An 18,158-nucleotide genomic window follows, 5' to 3' on the forward strand; every position below is an offset into this window, starting at 1 on the left:
TCTCAGTCCAGCGCCACGCGCAGCGCGGCGGACGCGCTCCAGGGGCATAGCAGAATCGCCAGGCACAGGCACGCGCCCAGCAGCGACAGTTGTGGCCCCGCGCCCAACCCGGCCTGCGTGGCCGACACCGCGCCCGCGCCGAAGATCAGCACCGGGACATACAGCGGCAACACCAGCAAGGGCAATAGCGCGGCGCCGCGCAGGCCCAGCGTCAGCGCCGCGCCCAGGCCACCCACCAGCGCCAGCGTGGGCGTACCCAGCAGCAAGGACAGGACCAGGACGCCGATGGCGTGCGGCGGCAAATCAAACTGCAATGCCAGGATGGGACTGGCAAGAATCAGCGGCACGCAGCCGCTGAACCAGTGCGCGGCCAACTTGACGCCCACCAGCAGCGGCAGCGGGTGGGGTGATACCAGCAGTTGCTCAAGCGCGCCGTTGTCGTGGTCCTGGGTAAACGGGCGGTGCAGGCTCAGCAAGATGCCCAGCAGCGCGCACACCCACAGCACGCCCGGCCCGATGGCGCGTAGCAGCGCCGGGTCCGGGCCGACCGCCAGCGGAAACAGTGATCCGGCCACCACGAAGAACAAGGTGGCGCCCAGCGTGTCTGCAGGCCGCCGCCAGGCCAGCCGGATGTCACGCAACACCAACTGAGACAGCGTAGCCAGCATCCGCGTAGTCATCCATGTTCAGGGTTTGCAGGCGATCGGGCGCGGTGGCGGGTTGCCGATGGCAGGCCACCACCGCCGCGCCGCCTGCGTCCAGGTGCGTGTCCAGCGCGGCCCACAATTGTTCAAGGCTGGCCGCGTCCAGCCCCGCATCGGGTTCGTCCAGCAGCCATAGCGGCTTTCCGCTCAGCATCACGGCCGCCAGCGCTACGCGACGCGCTTGCCCTTGCGACAGGTGGGCCGCCGGGGTATGCAGGCAGGCGTTCAAGCGCCAGGCCGCCAGCCCCGCCGCGATGGCGTTATCGCCTTGCGGGGCGCCCGCCACATGCAGGCTGTAGCGCAGGTTTTCCAAAGCGCTCAGGTCGGCGCACAGCCCGTTGGCGTGGCCCAGATACGCCAAGCGCGCGAAGTACGACGACGGGTCGCGCGACACGTCGCGGCCCAAGACATGCAGCGAGCCCGCCACGGGCCGCAGCAGGCCGGCCAACATGCGCAGCACGCTGGTCTTGCCGCTGCCATTGGCGCCGTGCAGGTGCAGCAACTGGCCGGCGTGCAGGTCAAAGTGCAACGGGCCCACGCCTTGCCCCGCCATACCACCACGCGGGCAGCAAAGGCCGTGGGCGGCAAGCAGCGGAGGCGGCGCGTCAGCGGGCCGCATTGGCCGGCTCCGCCTTGGCGATTTCCTTGGTCGCGCCGGTGGCCGGCGCCGCGTTCGACGTCTGCCCGGGCGGAATGTGCGGCAAGGTGTGCGCGATGCCCTTGTGGCAATCGATACAGGTCTTGGACTTGTCCGCCAGATAGGTCGAATGCATGTTCTGCGCGCGCACGCTCTGGCGCGTGAAGTCCATGTATTCGTAGTTGTGGCAGTTGCGGCATTCCAGCGAATCGTTTGCCTTGAAGCGCGCCCATTCGTGTTGGGCCAGTTCCAGCCGTTTGTCGACGAATTTTTCGCGCGTGTCGATGGTGCCGAAGATCTTGCCCCACACTTCCTTGGATGCCTGCATCTTGCGCGCGATCTTGTCCGTCCAGTTGTGCGGCACGTGGCAGTCCGAACACAGCGCGCGCACGCCCGAGCGGTTGGTGAAGTGGATGGTGCCCTTCAATTCCGCATAGACGTTGTCGCGCATCTCATGGCAGCCGGTGCAGAATTTTTCGGTGTTGGTCAGTTCCATGGCGGTGTTGAAGGCGCCCCAGAACAGGATGCCGCCGATGAAGCCGCCTATCGTCAGAAAGCCCAGGCTGAAATGCACGCTGGGGCGGCGGATGATGTTCCAGTAGCGCTTTAGAAGCTTGACCATGGCGGCGTCCTGTCCCTTACTTCTTGTCTGTCGCCGGGGCGGTCAGGCGCTTGAGGATCACGTCGATGTCCTGATAGGTGTTGGACACCAGCGGCTTGGCCTCGGCTTGCGGCACATGGCATTGCACACAGAAATACCGGCGTGGCGACACCTCGGCCAGTACATTGCTGTCGCGGTCCATGTAGTGCGTGACGCTTAGCGGTGGCGCCTGGGTTTCCTCGGTGTTCACGCGCGCATGGCAGGCCAGGCAGCGGTTGTAGTTCTTGTCGATCTGATAGCCGTCGATCTTGTGCGGAATGGTGGGCGGCTGCATCGAATACGTTCGCATCCGCTTGATGTCCTTGTTTTCGATGGGGCTGATGAGGGGTGGGGTCGTCTCGTCGGCAACGGGCGTGGGCCCGCGCATGGGGTCTTCGACCTCGAAGGGCGGCGCCGCCCAGGCGGACGAGCCCAACAGGGAACCCGCAACGAGTGCAAGGGCGATGGCGGCGGTGCGCGTGTTCATGGCTGTCTCCCCCAGGCCTTCAGACCTTGACGATCCGGACCGCGCACTTCTTGAAGTCGGTCTGGAACGAGATCGGGTCGGTGGCGTCCAGCGTGACCTTGTTGATCAGTTGGCCGGCGTCGAACCAGGGCACGAACACCAGGCCGCGCGGTGGCTTGTTGCGCCCGCGCGTTTCCAGCCGGGTGCGCATCTTGCCGCGCCGCGATTCGATTTCGACTTCCACGCCGCGTCGCAAGCCCATCGCCTGGGCGTCGTCCGGGTGCATGAAACAGACCGCGTTGGGAAAGGCGCGATACAGCTCGGGCACGCGCCGCGTCATGGAGCCGGAATGCCAGTGCTCCAGGATCCGGCCGGTGGATAGCCAGAAGGGGTATTCCTTGTCGGGCGATTCCGGTGGGGGTTCGTAGGGCAGGGCGTAGATGATGGCGCGCCCGTCGGGGTGGCCGTAAAACTCGAAGCCCGCGCCGGCCTTCACGTAGGGGTCGCTGCCTTCGCGGTAGCGCCACAGGGTTTCCTTGCCGTTGACCACCGGCCAGCGCAGGCCGCGCACCTCGTGGTAGGTGTCGAACGGCGCCAGGTCATGGCCATGGCCCCGGCCGAACTCGGCGTATTCCTCGAACAAGCCCTTTTGCGCATAGAAGCCGAACGCCTTGGCCTCCTGGTTTTCGTATTCCGCGTTCAATTCGCTATTGGGGAATTTGTTGACCTTGCCGTTGGCGTACAGCACGTCATACAGCGTCTTGCCGCGATATTCCGGCTTCTTGGCCAGCAGGTCGGCGGGCCAGACTTCTTCCACCTTGAAGCGCTTGGAAAATTCCATCAACTGCCACAGGTCGGAGCGCGCGTCGCCGGGCGCGTTCACCAGTTGATGCCAGAACTGCGTGCGCCGTTCGGCGTTACCGTAAGCGCCTTCTTTTTCCACCCACATGGCGGTGGGCAGGATCAGGTCGGCCGAAATGGTCGTGACCGTGGGGTAGGCGTCCGACACCACGATGAAGTTGGCCGGGTTGCGGTAGCCGGGCAGCCCTTCGTTCATCAGGTTGGCGGCCGCCTGCATGTTGTTGTTGACCATCACCCAGTAGGCGTTGATGGTGCCGTCCTTCAGCATGCGGTTCTGCAACACCGCGTGCGCGCCCACCTTGTCGGGGATGGTGCCGTCCGGCAGTTGCCAGATCTCTTCCGCGTGCGCGCGATGCTTGGGGTTGGTGACCACCAGGTCGGCCGGCAACCGATGCGAAAACGTGCCGACTTCGCGCGCGGTGCCACAGGCCGACGGTTGGCCCGTCAACGAGAACGGGCTGTTGCCGGGCGTCGAGATCTTGCCGGTCAACAGGTGGATGTTGTAGGCCATGTTGTTGGCCCACACGCCGCGCGTGTGCTGGTTGAAACCCATCGTCCAGAAAGACGTCACGCGGATCTTCGGGTCGGCATACAGCTCGGCCAGATCGCGCAGCTGCTTTTGCGGGACGCCGGTCAGCTTGGACGTGTATTCCAGATCGTATTTCGACACGAACTTGGCGAAATCATCGAAGGTGATGGGCTTGGATCCGCCGGCCTTGTCCGCGTTCTTGGCGGCCTTTTGCAAGGGGTGGTCGGGGCGAAGGCCATAGCCGATGTCGGTATTGCCTTCGTGGAATACGGTGTGCTTGTCGACGAAGTCGCGGTTCACCCGCTTGGTCTGGATGATGTAGTTGGCGATGTAGTTCAGGATGGCCAGGTCGGTCTGCGGCGTGAAGGTCAGCGTCAGGTCGGCCAGCTCGTAAGAGCGGTGCTCGAAGGTGGACAGCACCACCACGCGCGTCTTGGGGGCAGACAGGCGGCGGTCGGTGACGCGGGTCCACAGGATGGGGTGCATCTCGGCCATGTTCGAGCCCCACAGCACGAAGGCGTCGGCGTTCTCGATGTCGTCATAACAGCCCATGGGCTCATCCGCGCCGAAGGTGCGCATGAAGCCCACCGCCGCCGACGCCATGCAGTGGCGCGCGTTCGGGTCCAGGTTGTTCGACCGAAAGCCCGCCTTCATCAGCTTGAGCGCGGCGTAGCCTTCCCAGATGGTCCATTGGCCCGAGCCGAACATGCCCACGGCGGTCGGCCCCTTGTCTTTAAGCACGCGCTTGAACTGCTCGGCCATCACGTCAAACGCCTGGTCCCACGATACCGGGGCGAATTCGCCGTCCTTGGCGTACTTGCCGTCTTTCATGCGCAGCAGCGGCGTGGTCAGCCGGTCGTTGCCGTACATGATCTTCGACAGGAAATAGCCCTTGACGCAGTTCAGGCCCTTGTTCACATCGGCATTGAAATCGCCGTGCGTGGCCACGACCTGGTTGTCCTTCACCGCGACGTTCACGCCGCAGCCGGTCCCGCAGAACCTACAGGGCGCCTTGGACCACTTGAGCTTGGCGGCCTCGGATTCGGTCACGATGTTCTGCGTCATGCCGACGATGGGAATGCCCGCCACGGTGGCGGCGGCCGCGGCGGCGGACTGCTTGATGAAATCTCTACGAGCCATGGACATCGCCAATCTCCTCGTTCATCGCGGCCAGCGTGTCGGCGTGCTGATAGACCAGCGCCGAAGCCAGTACGCCATCCAGGCGCTGGATCTCGGAGATCCGCGCCATCATGTCGTCGGTGGTGGGCGCTTCCAGCGTGACGACCAGCTTGCCGGTGTCGGACGCGCCATGGATGTCCGAACCCGCTATCGCCAGGATGGCGGCGCGCACGTCGGGCAAGCGGTGGGGCAGGGCATGCACAACCAGACTGGCGATGTGCAGCTCGGGTGGCGCCGGGGGCGGCGCGGTGGGGGGAAGCGCGGACATGGCAGGATTTCCGTCGCCTGGCATCAACTGCCCGGGGGGCCGGCGATCAGCTGATAGGCCCAGACGATAAACCCGTAACCCGCCACGATGATGACCGTAAGAACGGGGGCCATGACTGCCGTCAGGAACAGAAAACTTCGCAGCTCCTGAGGCTTGGTGTAGCCATCAGACTCGTTTTGCACACACCACCTCACTTTGACAGTTGGGGTATTGCATTGAACGTGCGGATGTCGAAGTTTTTAGCAGTGCTTTTACATTGCGTCAATGTTGCATGGCGGCGAAACAATATTGCGGCACTGCAATAACGCGGTGGTTGGGGCGGCGCCTGGCAAGGCGAAAAAAAAGTGCCGGATGCGTAGGCCGGATTGATCCGGCACAGCATTCGGCACGCGACACGCGGTCGGTGTTGGTGCGGGGTTGAATCAGGCAATCGCGCCGTAGATGCGGCGCGCATCAGCGGCGGTGGCAATGGGCCGGCCCAGAGCGCGCGCCCCGTCCGCCGCCTGACGGACCAACGCCGCGTTGTCCGGTGCAACGCTTCCATCCCGCAGCTTCAGGTTGTTTTCAAAGCCCACGCGCATGTGGCCCCCAAACGCCGCCGCCGTCGTGACGCAGGCGTTTTCCTCGGGGCCAAACGCGCATACCGCCCACGGCAAGGACTGATCGTAGGCACCCAGGAACGGCAGCAGGTCATACGCCGACGAGGTCTGGCCCGCGCTGTAGCGGCCCAGCACGAACAGCACCGACCACGCGCCCGGCGGCACCAGCCCGCGCGCGCGCAGCGACAGCCAGCGGCGCACATCGCCTTCGTCGTACAGGATGATCTGCGTCATGATGCGGCGCTCGGCCAGCCAGGCCAGGAAGGCCGCCAGTTCCGTCTCCGGAATGTCCGGCACGGCAATCTCGCGCAGGCCGATCGACACGGCTTCCGGCTGCAATTCGCGCACCAGCGCAATCTGTTCGGCTGCCTTGTACACGCCGGCCGCTTCGCTGGTGACCTGCACCAGCAATTCGCGGCCCACGGCGCGGTCCACGGCGGCCAGGGCGTCGCGGTAGGCGGTGGCGTCCAGCAGATGGCTGCCGTCCGGCTTGCGCACGTGCATGTGCATCATGCCGGCGCCCGCGTCCAGGCAGGCGCGCGCTTCACGCGCCAGGTCGTCGGCGGTCAGCGGCACGGCCGGATGGTCGGCGGCTTTCTTGTAGGCGCCGTTGGGCGCCACGGTGATGATGACGGGGGAGTCGGCCAGCGCGGCGCGCGGCAGGGCAGGGGCGTTCAAGGCTGGATCTCCGGCAATTCCGGGTTGATAAGGTCTAGGCCGGCGCGCAGCAGGCGGTCGTAGCGGGCGCGTTCGGCGGTAATCGTTTCAGGCGTCCAGGCGTAGAAGCCTTCGCCTGCCTTCATGCCGTGGCGGCCATCGGCGGCGCGTTCGGTCAGGCAACGCGCGGGGTGGTCGGCGTTGCAGAACGTGGGGTACATCGTGGCGCCCGCGGCGGCGTGGACGTCGATGCCGGCGTGGTCGCGCTGCATGACGGGGCCGGCGGCCAGGAAGCGGAAGCCAAAACCAAAACGCACGGCGGCGTCCACGTCTTCGGGCGACGCAATGCCACGGTCGATCAGGTCAAACGCTTCGCGCGACAACGCATGCTGCAAGCGGTTGGCCAGAAAGCCCGGCAGGTCCTGCTTGACCTTCACCGGCACGCTGCCGCAACGGCGCATGAAGGCAATCAAGGAATCGGCGCAGGCGTTGTCGCTGGCTTCGCCCAGCACCACTTCCACCAGCGGCACCAGGTGAGCGGGCATGAAGAAATGCAGGCCCAGCATGCGGCCGCGCGTGTCCAGGCCCTGGCTGATGGCGCTGATCGGAAAGCTGGAACTGTTGCTGGCCAGGATGGCGTCGGGGCGCGCGCGCTGCGCCAGGTCCGCGAACAACGCTTGTTTGATGTCCAGGCGTTCCGGGATGCATTCGATGACGAGGTTCACTGTGGACCAGTCCACCTCGTCCAGGCTGGCGGCGGTGGCCAGCAGCGGGGCGTTGGCCTCGCGCCCGATCGTCTTCAGGTTTTCCGCTACGCGCGCGGGCAGGCCCAAAGCGCGCTCCGCATTCGATTCGATCACGGTGGTGCGGCAGGCGGCGCGGGTCAATACCACCGCCACGTCCGCGCCCATCGTGCCGCCACCCACCACCACTGCATGCGCCGCGCCCGGGTTGGGCAGCGCTGTTGCGTCCGTCTGCATGGTTTGCTCCTGTCATTGCATCGTCGTTGGGGGCGAGTGTAGAGAAGGGCGTTTGATAGATGAATCAGATTTTTTGGATAGAATGATCGACAAAACAGATCAATATGACCGGGGTGTAGAGACATGCAGATCAACCTTTCGATGCGCGACATCGATACCACGCTGGTGCTGGGCCGCACGCTGAATTTCCGGCAGGCGGCGGCGCAATTGCACTTGTCGCAATCGGCGCTATCCACGCAAATACAGCGCATTGAAGAGGCCTTGGGCGTGCGCCTGTTCGACCGCACCACGCGCACCGTGCGGCTGACGGCGGCGGGCGAAGTCTTCATGCAGCAGGCCGCGACTTTGCAGGCGGCGTTTCGTGATGCCATCGCGGCGGTCAGCAGCATTACCAGCGCCGAGCAGGGGCAGGTGTCGGTCGCCGCGCTGCCCTCGCTTGCTGCCCGCTTGCTGCCGCGCGTGCTGATGACCTATCGCCAGGCGCACCCGCATGTCGCCCTGAAAGTGCGCGACACCTTGTCGGGCCCGGCCTTCGACCTGGTGCGCGCGGGCGAAGTCGACTTCGCGCTCACCGCCGCCGACCCGCAGCACGCCGACCTGCACTATGTGCCGCTGATGTCCGACAGCTTTCTGCTGCTGATCCCCGAGTCGCATCCGCTGGCCAAGTCCCGTGGCCCGCTGCGCTGGGCCGACACCGCCACGGCCGAGCACGTGTCGATGGTGCAACCCAGCAGCGTGCGGCAATACACGGAATGGGCCTTCCTGCAAAACCGAATCCGCTTCACGCCCGCGTTTGAAGCCGAACACCTGACCACCATTGTGGCCATGGTCGAATGCGGGTTTGGCGTGGCGGCGCTACCCGAGATCGCGGCGGGCGCCGTGGCGCAAACGGGAATCGTGCAACGCCCGCTGATCGGGCCGGTGGCGGAAAGGTCGATTGGGTTGGTCACGTCGCGCAACCGTAGTTTGTCGCCGGCGGCGGCGGCGTTGGTGGGGACGTTGAAGGAATATCTGGCGTTGCAGGGGCGGTGAGTTTGCCACGTCAGCATCCTTGGCCTATACGTACCTTCGTACATCCAAGGAGAAGCTCACATGCGAGTCTTTAAGTTCGGTAGCGGTCTGGCCTTGCGTCTGCCTGACAACGTAGTCGATGCGTTGAGATGGGTAACGCACGCTCATTCTTGCCAGCGCTGAATAATCTATTAAGCACTGCGGAATTTCACGCCCGCAACCGCGTCTGCTCCGACGCCAGATAGGCGTCTCTTGACGGCAGCAAATGATCCCGGCAGATCGCCATCAGCGCGTCCCGGTCGCCCGCGCGTAGGGCCTGGATCATGGCCCAGTGTTCCTGCCTTGCGCGTTCGCGGTAGGCGGGCGCGACCAGCGTGCCGAAACGTATGGGGTGGGTGCGGCGGGCGTATTCCTCAATGGCCTGGCCCAGCACGGCGTTGTCCAGCAGGCCGAAGAACTCGTGGTGAAAGCGTTGGTTGCTGCGGAACACGCGGCGTGCGTCGCCGTCGGTGACGGCTGCGTCGTGTTCGCGCTGCACCATGACCAACGCCGCCAGCCTCGCTTCGGGCACGGGTAGCGGGATCTGGCTGGCAGCGTGTACTTCCAGCACTTCGCGCAGCGCGTACAACTCCATGACTTCGCGCGCGGAAAACGTCCGCACCACTGCGCCGACGTTGCGCTTTTTTTCCACCACGCCCAGCAATTCAAGCTCGGTCAATACTTGCCGTACCGCATGGCGCTTCATGGAAAAGCGCGCCATCAGCTCGTCTTCGGTCAGGCGTTCGCGTGGGTGCAGCCGGCCGAAGACGATGTCTTCTTCCAGGGCCGCCACCGCGGATTGCGTGGCGTCGGGGGCCTCTGCTTGCAGGGCGTCGGGCGTGATGGCGTTCATGTTGGCGGCGTTTGCTTAGTCGGCTTGCTTTGAATCGATTTACTTCTTCGGCACCGTATCATGCGTGACACCAGCGCGCAGGAAATCAAAATCAACGCCCTGGTCGGCCTGCGTCACGGTTTGCAGGAACAGCTTGCGGTAGCCGCGGTCGGCGGTGGGCCGGGTGATGGGCTTTTCCGCCGCGCGGCGCGCCAGTTCGGCATCGTCCACCAGCAGGGCGATTTCCCGGTTGGCGACCGACAGCCGGATGCGGTCGCCATTTTGCACGTAAGCCAGCGGGCCGCCAATCGCGGATTCGGGCGTGACGTGCAGCACGATGGTGCCGGCCGCCGTGCCGCTCATGCGACCATCCGAAATGCGGACCATGTCCTTCACGCCCGCGCGCGCCAGTTTCTTGGGGATCGGCATGTAGCCGGCTTCCGGCATGCCGGGTGCGCCGGTCGGGCCGATGCGCTTGAGCACCAGGATGTCGTCGGCGGTCACGTCGAGCGCGTCGTCGTCGATGCGGCGTGCCATGTCCTCGGCGTCTTCGAACACCACGGCGCGGCCTTCATGCTCCATCAGCTTGGCGTTGGCGGCCGACTGCTTGATGATGGCGCCGCCCGGCGCCAGGTTGCCGCGCAGCACGGCCAGTCCGCCCACGGGGTAGATGGGCTGCTTGGCGGTGCGGATCACGTCCTGCTTGAAGGGCGCGGGGGCGTCGTCCAGTTCCTGGCCCAGCGTGCGGCCGGACACGGTCATCACATCCAGGTGCAGGTAAGGGCGCAGTTCGCGCAGCAGCGCCAGCATGCCGCCCGCGTCGTGGAAGTCTTCCATGTAGTGCTGGCCCGACGGCTTCAGGTCCACCAGCACGGGGGTTTCACGGCTGATGCGGTCCAGGCCCGCCAGGTCGATGTCGATACCCAGGCGGCCGGCAATGGCGGTCAGGTGGACGATGCCGTTGGTGGATCCGCCAATCGACAGCAAGACGCGCAAGGCGTTTTCAATGGACTTGCCGTTGATGATCTGGTCGGGGGTCAGGCGCGATGCCGCCATGGCCACGGCGGTGGCGCCGGTGCGTTCGGCCACGCGCACGCGGTCGGCGGTGACGGCCGGGGCCGACGCGCCGCCCGCCACCATCATGCCCAGCGCTTCGGTGATGCAGGCCATGGTGCTGGCCGTGCCCATCACCGAACAGGTGCCCACGCTGGCGACCAGTTGGTTGTTGACGTCGGCGATTTCGGGGGCGTCGATCTCGTCGGCGCGGTAGCGGCCCCAGTAGCGGCGGCAGTCGGTGCAGGCGCCGACCCGTTCGCCACGGTGCGAGCCGGTCAGCATCGACCCGGTGACCAATTGAATGGCGGGCACGCCAGCGGATGCCGCGCCCATCAATTGCGCGGGCACGGTCTTGTCGCAGCCGCCGATCAGCACCACGGCGTCCATGGGCTGCGCGCGGATCATTTCCTCGGTGTCCATGGACATCAGATTGCGCAGGTACATGCTGGTGGGTTGTGAGAAGCTCTCGTGCACCGAGATGGTCGGGAAGTCCATGGGCAGGCCGCCCGCCAGCATGACGCCGCGCTTGACCGCTTCGATCAGTTGGGGCGCGTTGCCGTGGCAGGGGTTGTAGCTGCTGCCGGTGTTGACGATACCGATGATGGGGCGGGCCAGGGCGTCGTCGGACAAGCCCGCACCCTTGATGAACGCCTTGCGCAAGAACAGCGAAAAGCCCTTGTCGCCGTAGTTCGTGAGCCCGCGCGCCACGCCCTGCGCGGTGGCGCTGTCGCTATCAAAAGGGCCCATCGCGGGCTTGGCGCCCTTGGTCTCGTCCGTCATGTTCAGTCCCGATAATATTATTGATAATCCAGGTCCAAGATCATATCCAGCCTTTGAAAGCGACGGCAAGCGGTTTCTACCTGCGTGAATATTGATCTAAATAAACGATCAGTCGATAGAAAAATTCTGATTCTTCTATCAAGTTCACGCTCCTAAACTGGCGCGGTTGACGAGCCGGGCGTCCGTCCATTCCTATACTCATCCCGGCTGGAGAGAGACCTTATGTCAGACCTGCGTCTGCGGCCGCGCCGTGCCGTCCTGCTATCCCTGCTGGCCTTGTGTGCCGGTGTGTCCGCCCCGGCCATGTCCGCCGATGCCTACCCGGACAAGCCCATCCGCCTGATCGTGCCGTACCCGCCCGGGGGCGCCACCGATGTGATCGGCCGCGTGCTGGCGCAGGAGCTGACGGGCGCGCTTGGCCAGTCCGTGATCGTGGAAAACCGCGCGGGCGCGGCGGGCAACATCGGCGCCGACCAGGTCGCCAAGGCGCAGCCGGATGGCTACACCTTGCTGATGGGCGCGCTGACCAGCCACTCCATCAATGCCGCCTTGTACCGTGGCCGTGTCACGTATGACGTGGAGAAGAGCTTCGCGCCGGTATCCATCGTGGGCACGGTGCCGCTGGTGTTCGTGGTGAACCCGTCGGTGCAGGCCAAGACCTTGTCCGAGTTCATTGCCCTGGCCAAGTCCAAGCCGGGCTACATCACCATGGCGTCGGCCGGCAACGGTTCACCGCAGCATCTGGCGGGCGAAATGTTCAAGCGCGCCGCCGGCGTCGACATCCTGCACGTGCCCTACAAGGGCAGCGGCCCCGCCATGACCGACCTGATGGGCGGCCAGGTGTTGAGCATGATCGAAACCGTGCCTGCCGCGCAGGGCAACATCAAGGCGGGCAAGCTGCGCGCGTTGGCGGTGACGTCTCCCACGCGCGTGGACGCGCTGCCGGACGTGCCGACCGCGGCCGAAGCGGGCCTGAAGGATTTCGAGGTCAGCTCCATGTTCGGCATCGTGGCGCCCGCCAATACCCCGGCACCGGTGATCGACCGCTTGAATGGCGAATTGAAGAAGATCCTGGCCAAGCCAGAGGTGAAGGCGTCGTTGTTGAATCAGGGCGCCATCGCCACCTGGACCACGCCGGCCGATGCAGGCAAGCGCGTGTCGGCGGAAGTTGCCCGCTGGACCAAGGTGATCGACGAAGCCGGCGTGAAGCCAGAGTAAGCCTGATCGCTGCGCCTCTCGGCTGAACCCTTTAAGCCACACGCCGAAGATTTCCGTACGGAGTCTTCGGCGATATTTTTTGTGCATGGGTAAAAGCGGTGGCGCAACAAGACGTTCGTTGCACGGGAACGCGGCGCATCAAAGGGCTCGGCGAAGCCGGCGGGAGGTCTGCCGCCGCAAACTGCCGATGCAATAATCCGTAATACTGGGGTTGTTGCACTGCACATGGGTATTGACCCTGTCCTGCCTAGGCCGTAATGTTCCTTGCGGTCCAGCCTAGGACAGTGGGGGGATACCACGATGACAGAGAATCAAGACGAAAAGTCGATCCTGTACACGCAGTTCGGTACGCACAGCCCTTATTGGCGTCTGTCGGCCGATAGCGACGCCATACAGTTGGCCGCCATCAAGGGGGCGACCAACATCGCATTGGCGCTGCGGCCGGATCAGGCAGACACGGTTCGATCGCTGACGGGGATTACCTCCAGCGTGCGCATCGACATCATGCTGTACGGCGATCTGCTGCGCTTGCACCTGGTGGGCCGCAAGATCAACCCGAACGAATGGGCCGGCACCGCGTCCGCCTATTCCGATACCGAATCCGTCGCCAAGGACCTGGTTGAAGGCCTGTCGTTTGCCGAGACGGTGGTGTCCGAGGCCAATTCGGTGATCGTCATCGTGGACCAGAACGGCCGCGTACAGCGCTTCAACAAGCTCAGCGAGGAATACACGGGCAAGCGCGAACAAGACATCGTCGGGCGCAGCGTGTTCGAAATGTTCATGACGCGCGAAGAAGCCATCGCATCCCGCCGCAATATCGCGGAATTCTACAAACGCGGGCAGTCGTATGAGGTCGAACGGCTGATCAACACGGTCAAGGGCCCGCGGCTATTCCTGTTCCGCAACAAATTCGTCACCAGCGGCAGCGGTGAAAAGCGTGTCTACCTGATCTGCTCGGGCACCGACATCACCGAAGAACGCCAGGCGCAGGAACGGCTGCGCGTGCTGGCCAATACCGACATGCTGACCAACCTGCCCAACCGGCATGCCATCACGTCGCGCCTGAAGGCAGCGTTGGCGGCGGGGCAGGACGGGCGCGGCGGCGTGCTGTTTCTGGACCTGGACAACTTCAAGCGCATCAACGACCACTATGGCCACGGCTTTGGCGACCGCCTGCTCAAGGCCGTGTCGGTGGCGATTTCAACCTGCCTGTCGCCGGGCCAGACGCTGGCCCGCCTGGGGGGCGACGAATTCATCGTGTTGCAGGAACAGGCGCAGGCCTGGGAATTGGAAGCCACCGCCGAACGCATCATCGAACGGCTGCGCGAGCCGTTCCGCCAAGGTTTGATCGAGGTCTACACCAGTTGCTCGATCGGCATCGCCATGTACCCCGACCACGGCGCCGACCTGGACAGCGTGGTGCGCAGCGCCGACATCGCCATGTATGTGGCCAAGGAAGCCGGGCGCCATACCTATCGCGTGTTCCAGCCCGACATGGACCGCCGCAACGCCGACTACGTGTGGCTGGACACGAACCTGCGCAAGGCCTTGGCCGAAAATCACCTGATGCTGCATTACCAGCCCAAGCTGGTGGGCCGCACCGGTGAAGTCCACAGCGTTGAAGCGCTGTTGCGCTGGCGCTCGCCCGATCGTGGCATGGTCTGCCCCGGCACCTTCATTCCTTATGCCGAAGAATCCGGCCTGATCTCGCCGCTGGGCGTGTGGGTGATGCGCGAAGCCGCGCGCCAGGCCGCGGCCTGGAAGCGCGACGGCCTGAACATCCGCATCGCCATCAACATGTCGGCACGGCAGTTGGACGACAAGGGCGTGGTCAGCGACTTCATGCGCGCCATTGGCGATGCGGGTCTTGAGCCCTGCATGCTGGATATCGAGCTCACCGAAAGCTGCCTGATCGAAGACGAGGGCGCCGCCATCGACCTGATCAAGCAGTTCCGCCAATTGGGCGCGCGGGTGCACCTGGACGATTTCGGCACGGGTTATTCGTCGCTATCGCAACTGGCGCGCATTCCGCTGGACGCCATCAAGCTGGACGCCAGCTTTGTGCGCGGCGTGAACGAGAACCCGGTGTCGCAAGCGCTGGCCCGCGCCATCGTGGCCGTGGCCCGCACGCTGGAATTGAAGGTGATTGCGGAAGGCGTGGAAACGCTTGAGGAAGCCGCCTTCCTGGATACGCTGGGCGTGGACGCCAAGCAGGGCTATCTGTATGCCAAGCCCATGCCCGCGACCGAATTCGTTTCCTGGCTGGCCCAGCGGCGCCGGCTGCATCTGATCGCCTGATGCAGCCAGCGCGAGGCGCGGGCGTGTTCAGTGCATGGTGGCTTCCTGCACGGCTTCGCTGCTGACGGCGCTGCGGCGGTTCTGCGCCAGCACCAGGCGCTCCATGTAGGCGCGGTCCTTCGGGTCGATCGAGAACGCGGCCTCGACCCAGTCCTCGGTGATGTCCATCAGTTCGGAACGCGACAGGTTCAGCACGCGCTGGCGGGCGCGCAGCATGGCGCGCATGCCGTTGAGCTTGGGCCGCATCACGTCGATGAAGGTACGCGTGGCACGGTAGGCCTCGCCCGGTTCGAACAGGGTGTCGACCAGCCCCTTGCCGTGGAACCATTCGGCGGTGTGCGATTCGCCCGAGCTGATCAGCTCTTCAGCCAGCTTCATGCCCGAACGGCGCGCCACCAGCGAATAGCCGCCCATGCCCGGGAACAGGTTGAACGCCATTTCCGGAAAGCCCATGCGCGCATTGTTCTGCGCCAGCACGAAGTGGTGCGCCAACGCGGCTTCAAAGCCGCCGCCCAGCGCCGTGCCTTCGATCATGGCCAACGAGATCGCGCCGGTATCGAAGCCGCGCGAGGCCGCATGCACGCAGTCCACGCAAGCGCGCGCATAGGCCCGCAGCGCTTCGCGCTTGCCGGTGCGGATGGCTTCGGCGAAGAAGTTCAAGTCGCCGCCCACGTTGTAGATCTGGGGCACCAGCGAGCCCGTGACCCAGAAATCGATGGGCAGGCCCGAATCCTTCGCGGCGCGCGCCAGGGTCATGATTTCGTCGATGAGTTCGTGGTTGAAGCACGGTCGCGGTTGTGCACGCAGCATCATCCACATGACTCGGCGTCCCTCCTCATAAAAGGCCGAGATTTGCTTCATGTTGCCCGCGGCGGTGAAGGGGTGGCAGTCGGTATGAATGAGTTGATTCATTTGCTTTCGTCCAATCGATCAAGGTGAGTCGGAGTACTGCCGGCTCAGCCTAAACCAGACCTTCCGGGTGCCGTCTCATGCAAACCTCGTCCGGCTGGCCAGACTTGGCCGTAGGTCGAACTGCCGAGTGATTAACGAAAATGTCTTGACGTCAGGGCCAGGGTCTCGGCCGCTCGGGCGAGACGCGCATCGCCGCAATGGATGAGCAAGCTCGCAAATTCGCGAGCTTGCGGGCGATAGGCCAAACGCCTCTCGGGCGGCTTGCCGTCATGCGTTCGGATGAGGATGTTGCAGCACTGCAACAAGATTGAGTCTCATTTGTAAATAGAATCAATTCTCGATAGCATCGCGCCTTTCATTTTCCTGAACCGACGTAAAGGTCTTGCGATGCATCCGCCGTTTGTCCCACGCTCCCTCTCTTTGGCGGTAGCGTTCGCCCTGTCATCCGCCTTGCCGCAGGCAATGGCCCAGACCGCCCAATTGCCCGCCATCAGTGTCGAAGGCACTAACGCCGACGACCCGCGTGTGCCGGAAGTCACCACCGCTACGCGTACGCAGACGCCCGCCCGCTACGTGCCGCAGACCATCGACACGGTCAAGGTCGAAAACGTGCAGAACTACGGCGTCTCGACGATCAGCGATGCGTTGTCGGGCATGCCCAACGTATCCAGCGCGCAAGACACGCGCTTTGACTCGGTGCGTATCCGCGGCTTTGACGCCAGCAGCGATTTCTATCTGGACGGCATCCGCGACGACAGCCAGTACGTGCGCGACCTGCGCAACATTGAACGCATCGAGGTGCTGAAGGGGCCGGCCGCCGTGCTGTACGGGCGGGGCAGCCAGGGCGGTATCGTCAACCGCATCAGCAAGGCGCCGCAGCCCGGCCGGGAATCCAGCATCGAAGCGCAGACCGGCAGTTGGGATTTGCGCAGCGTGTACGGCGACCTCAGCGCCGACCCGAGCGATAACGTCAGCGTGCGCCTGAACCTGGGCCAGGAAGACAGCAACAGCTTTCGCCACAAGATCGGCGGCACGCGTCAACTGGTGGCGCCCGCCATCAACTGGCGCATCACGCCCAACCTGGACTGGCTGGTGCAGTACGAATACAGCCGCTATGACCGCACGCCCGACCGTGGCATCCCCAGCGTCAACGGCCGGCCCGCCGACGTGGGCCGCAGCACCGTCTACGGCGATCCCGACCGCGACTACATCGACGACCGCGCGCAATCGTTCCGCTCGCGCCTGGCCTACACACTGGCGCCCGATTGGCAATTGCGCTACACGCTGGGCGTGTTCAAGCTGGACAGCGATTTCGACAACACCTACCTGACGGGCTACAACGCCGCCACCGGCAAGGTGACGCGCACGCGCTGGCAGCAGGACCTAAGCACGCGCAACATCACCAACAACCTGGAAACCGAAGGGGTGTTCCGCACGGGCAGCGTCGAGCACCGCGTGTTGTTTGGCGTTGAACTGGCCCATCAGGACCGGTCGCCCACCTTGTATTCCGCCGCCACGCGCGGGCCGGGCGCGCAGCCCGTGCCGGCGCTGGATCTCTACGATCCGGACTTGTCCCAGCAGCACAACGGCGCCATGGCGCTCAGCAGCGATGCGCGGCACAAGGTCAAGAGCCAGGGCTACTACGTGCAGGACCAGATCCGGCTGAACGACGACTGGCAGATATTGCTGGGCGTGCGCATGGACCGCTTCAACATCGATTCCACCAACCGTCTGCTGGATGCCTCGGCGTCGCATGACAGCAGCGGCGTCAGCCCGCGCGTGGGCGTGGTGTGGTCGCCGCTGCGCGACCATTCCTTCTATGCCTCGTACAGCAAGACGTTTTCGCCCACGGGCGGCGGCACCATCGGCATCACGCCGAACGCGCGCGGCAACACCAACGAGCTGGCCCCCGAACACACGCGCCAGACGGAAGTGGGCGTCAAGAGCGATTGGCTGGACGGGCAGTTGAGCACCACGCTGTCGCTGTACCAGCTTGAACTCTATAACCGCCGCACTACCGACCCCAACGACCCGACGCTGGTGTTGCTGACCGGCAAGCAGCGTTCACGCGGCATCGAGCTGACCGCCGCCGGCCGGCTGACGGGCAACTGGTATCTGCGTGGCGGGATCGGCCTGCAAAACGCCGCCATCATCGAAGACAACAACGGCATGGCGGGCAACCGCGTCAGCAACGTGGCGCGGCGCAACGGCAGCGTGTTCCTGACCTACAAGCCGGCCGAGGGCCTGTATGGCGAAACCGGGCTGACCTTTGTGGGCGAACGCTACGCCGACAACACTAACCTGACGACGCTGCCGGGCTATGCGCGCTGGGACGCGCTGGTGGGCTATCGCACCGGCAAGTGGGACTGGCGCCTGGCCATGCGCAACATCACCGACAAGACCTACTACGGCTCGGCCACCAGCGCCGGGCAGATCCAGGTGGGCGAGCCGCGCACCGTGGTGGCCACGGCGCAATACCGGTTCTGATACCG

General features: G+C 64.7%; 16 protein-coding genes. 4 read left to right on the forward strand and 12 right to left on the reverse strand.

Annotated elements, in window-relative coordinates:
- Window positions 1-2: 2 nt before the first annotated feature.
- From ccmB to P8T11_RS01585, 9 genes are all read right to left on the reverse strand, one after another.
- A complete protein-coding gene (gene ccmB / locus P8T11_RS01545) occupies window positions 3-668 on the reverse strand; it encodes a heme exporter protein CcmB (protein WP_259249280.1) in 666 nt (221 codons plus the stop codon).
- The gene (gene ccmA / locus P8T11_RS01550; RefSeq protein WP_259248998.1) at window positions 634-1,323 is read right to left on the reverse strand and encodes a heme ABC exporter ATP-binding protein CcmA; all 690 of its coding nucleotides are present in this window, start codon (window positions 1,321-1,323) and stop codon (window positions 634-636) included. Before ccmA ends, ccmB begins: the two co-directional genes overlap by 35 nt.
- Window positions 1,310-1,963, reverse strand: a complete 654-nt coding sequence (locus P8T11_RS01555; protein ID WP_259248996.1) for a cytochrome c3 family protein — start codon at window positions 1,961-1,963, stop codon at window positions 1,310-1,312. The genes ccmA and P8T11_RS01555 overlap by 14 nt, the downstream gene beginning before the upstream one ends.
- A 16-nt stretch (window positions 1,964-1,979) precedes the next feature.
- Entirely contained in the window at window positions 1,980-2,468 is a 489-nt protein-coding gene (locus tag P8T11_RS01560) for a nitrate reductase cytochrome c-type subunit (RefSeq protein ID WP_100855252.1), read from the reverse strand.
- Between the two features lie 19 nt (window positions 2,469-2,487).
- On the reverse strand, window positions 2,488-4,983 hold the full coding sequence (napA, locus tag P8T11_RS01565) for a periplasmic nitrate reductase subunit alpha (RefSeq protein ID WP_259248993.1): 2,496 nt from the start codon (window positions 4,981-4,983) through the stop codon (window positions 2,488-2,490).
- Window positions 4,967-5,284, reverse strand: coding sequence for a chaperone NapD (locus P8T11_RS01570; RefSeq protein ID WP_259248992.1), 318 nt, complete (start codon window positions 5,282-5,284; stop codon window positions 4,967-4,969). The genes napA and P8T11_RS01570 overlap by 17 nt, the downstream gene beginning before the upstream one ends.
- Before the next feature lie 23 nt (window positions 5,285-5,307).
- Window positions 5,308-5,466, reverse strand: coding sequence for a periplasmic nitrate reductase, NapE protein (gene napE, locus P8T11_RS01575; RefSeq protein WP_127184184.1), 159 nt, complete (start codon window positions 5,464-5,466; stop codon window positions 5,308-5,310).
- A gap of 240 nt (window positions 5,467-5,706) precedes the next feature.
- A complete protein-coding gene (locus P8T11_RS01580; protein ID WP_268078645.1) occupies window positions 5,707-6,561 on the reverse strand; it encodes a 3-keto-5-aminohexanoate cleavage protein in 855 nt (284 codons plus the stop codon).
- Window positions 6,558-7,520, reverse strand: a complete 963-nt coding sequence (locus P8T11_RS01585) for a 3-hydroxyacyl-CoA dehydrogenase family protein (protein ID WP_268078644.1) — start codon at window positions 7,518-7,520, stop codon at window positions 6,558-6,560. The genes P8T11_RS01580 and P8T11_RS01585 overlap by 4 nt, the downstream gene beginning before the upstream one ends.
- Before the next feature lie 123 nt (window positions 7,521-7,643).
- Between P8T11_RS01585 and P8T11_RS01590 the strand changes: the two genes are divergently transcribed.
- Complete coding sequence (locus P8T11_RS01590) at window positions 7,644-8,552, forward strand: LysR family transcriptional regulator (protein WP_268078643.1); 909 nt, start codon at window positions 7,644-7,646, stop codon at window positions 8,550-8,552.
- 187 nt (window positions 8,553-8,739) lie between these two features.
- Here P8T11_RS01590 and P8T11_RS01595 read toward each other — a convergent pair whose 3' ends face one another.
- Both P8T11_RS01595 and P8T11_RS01600 read right to left on the reverse strand, forming a co-directional pair.
- Window positions 8,740-9,423: a GntR family transcriptional regulator gene (locus P8T11_RS01595; RefSeq protein ID WP_268078642.1), complete on the reverse strand. Its 684-nt coding sequence runs from the start codon at window positions 9,421-9,423 to the stop codon at window positions 8,740-8,742.
- 39 nt (window positions 9,424-9,462) lie between these two features.
- On the reverse strand, window positions 9,463-11,238 hold the full coding sequence (locus tag P8T11_RS01600) for an IlvD/Edd family dehydratase (RefSeq protein ID WP_268078641.1): 1,776 nt from the start codon (window positions 11,236-11,238) through the stop codon (window positions 9,463-9,465).
- A gap of 222 nt (window positions 11,239-11,460) precedes the next feature.
- Here P8T11_RS01600 and P8T11_RS01605 point away from each other — a divergent pair, with 222 nt between their 5' ends.
- Window positions 11,461-12,456 (forward strand): Bug family tripartite tricarboxylate transporter substrate binding protein, encoded by a 996-nt coding sequence (locus P8T11_RS01605; RefSeq protein ID WP_268078640.1) that lies wholly within the window; start codon window positions 11,461-11,463, stop codon window positions 12,454-12,456.
- Between the two features lie 300 nt (window positions 12,457-12,756).
- Entirely contained in the window at window positions 12,757-14,754 is a 1,998-nt protein-coding gene (gene pdeR / locus P8T11_RS01610; RefSeq protein ID WP_268078639.1) for a cyclic di-GMP phosphodiesterase, read from the forward strand.
- A gap of 27 nt (window positions 14,755-14,781) precedes the next feature.
- Here pdeR and P8T11_RS01615 read toward each other — a convergent pair whose 3' ends face one another.
- Window positions 14,782-15,666, reverse strand: a complete 885-nt coding sequence (locus P8T11_RS01615; protein ID WP_230695541.1) for a crotonase/enoyl-CoA hydratase family protein — start codon at window positions 15,664-15,666, stop codon at window positions 14,782-14,784.
- A gap of 387 nt (window positions 15,667-16,053) precedes the next feature.
- Between P8T11_RS01615 and P8T11_RS01620 the strand changes: the two genes are divergently transcribed.
- A complete protein-coding gene (locus P8T11_RS01620; protein ID WP_326494503.1) occupies window positions 16,054-18,153 on the forward strand; it encodes a TonB-dependent receptor in 2,100 nt (699 codons plus the stop codon).
- The last annotated feature ends 5 nt before the right edge of the window (window positions 18,154-18,158 follow it).

The organism is Achromobacter spanius, from assembly GCF_029637605.1.
GTDB lineage: Bacteria > Pseudomonadota > Gammaproteobacteria > Burkholderiales > Burkholderiaceae_B > Achromobacter > Achromobacter spanius_E.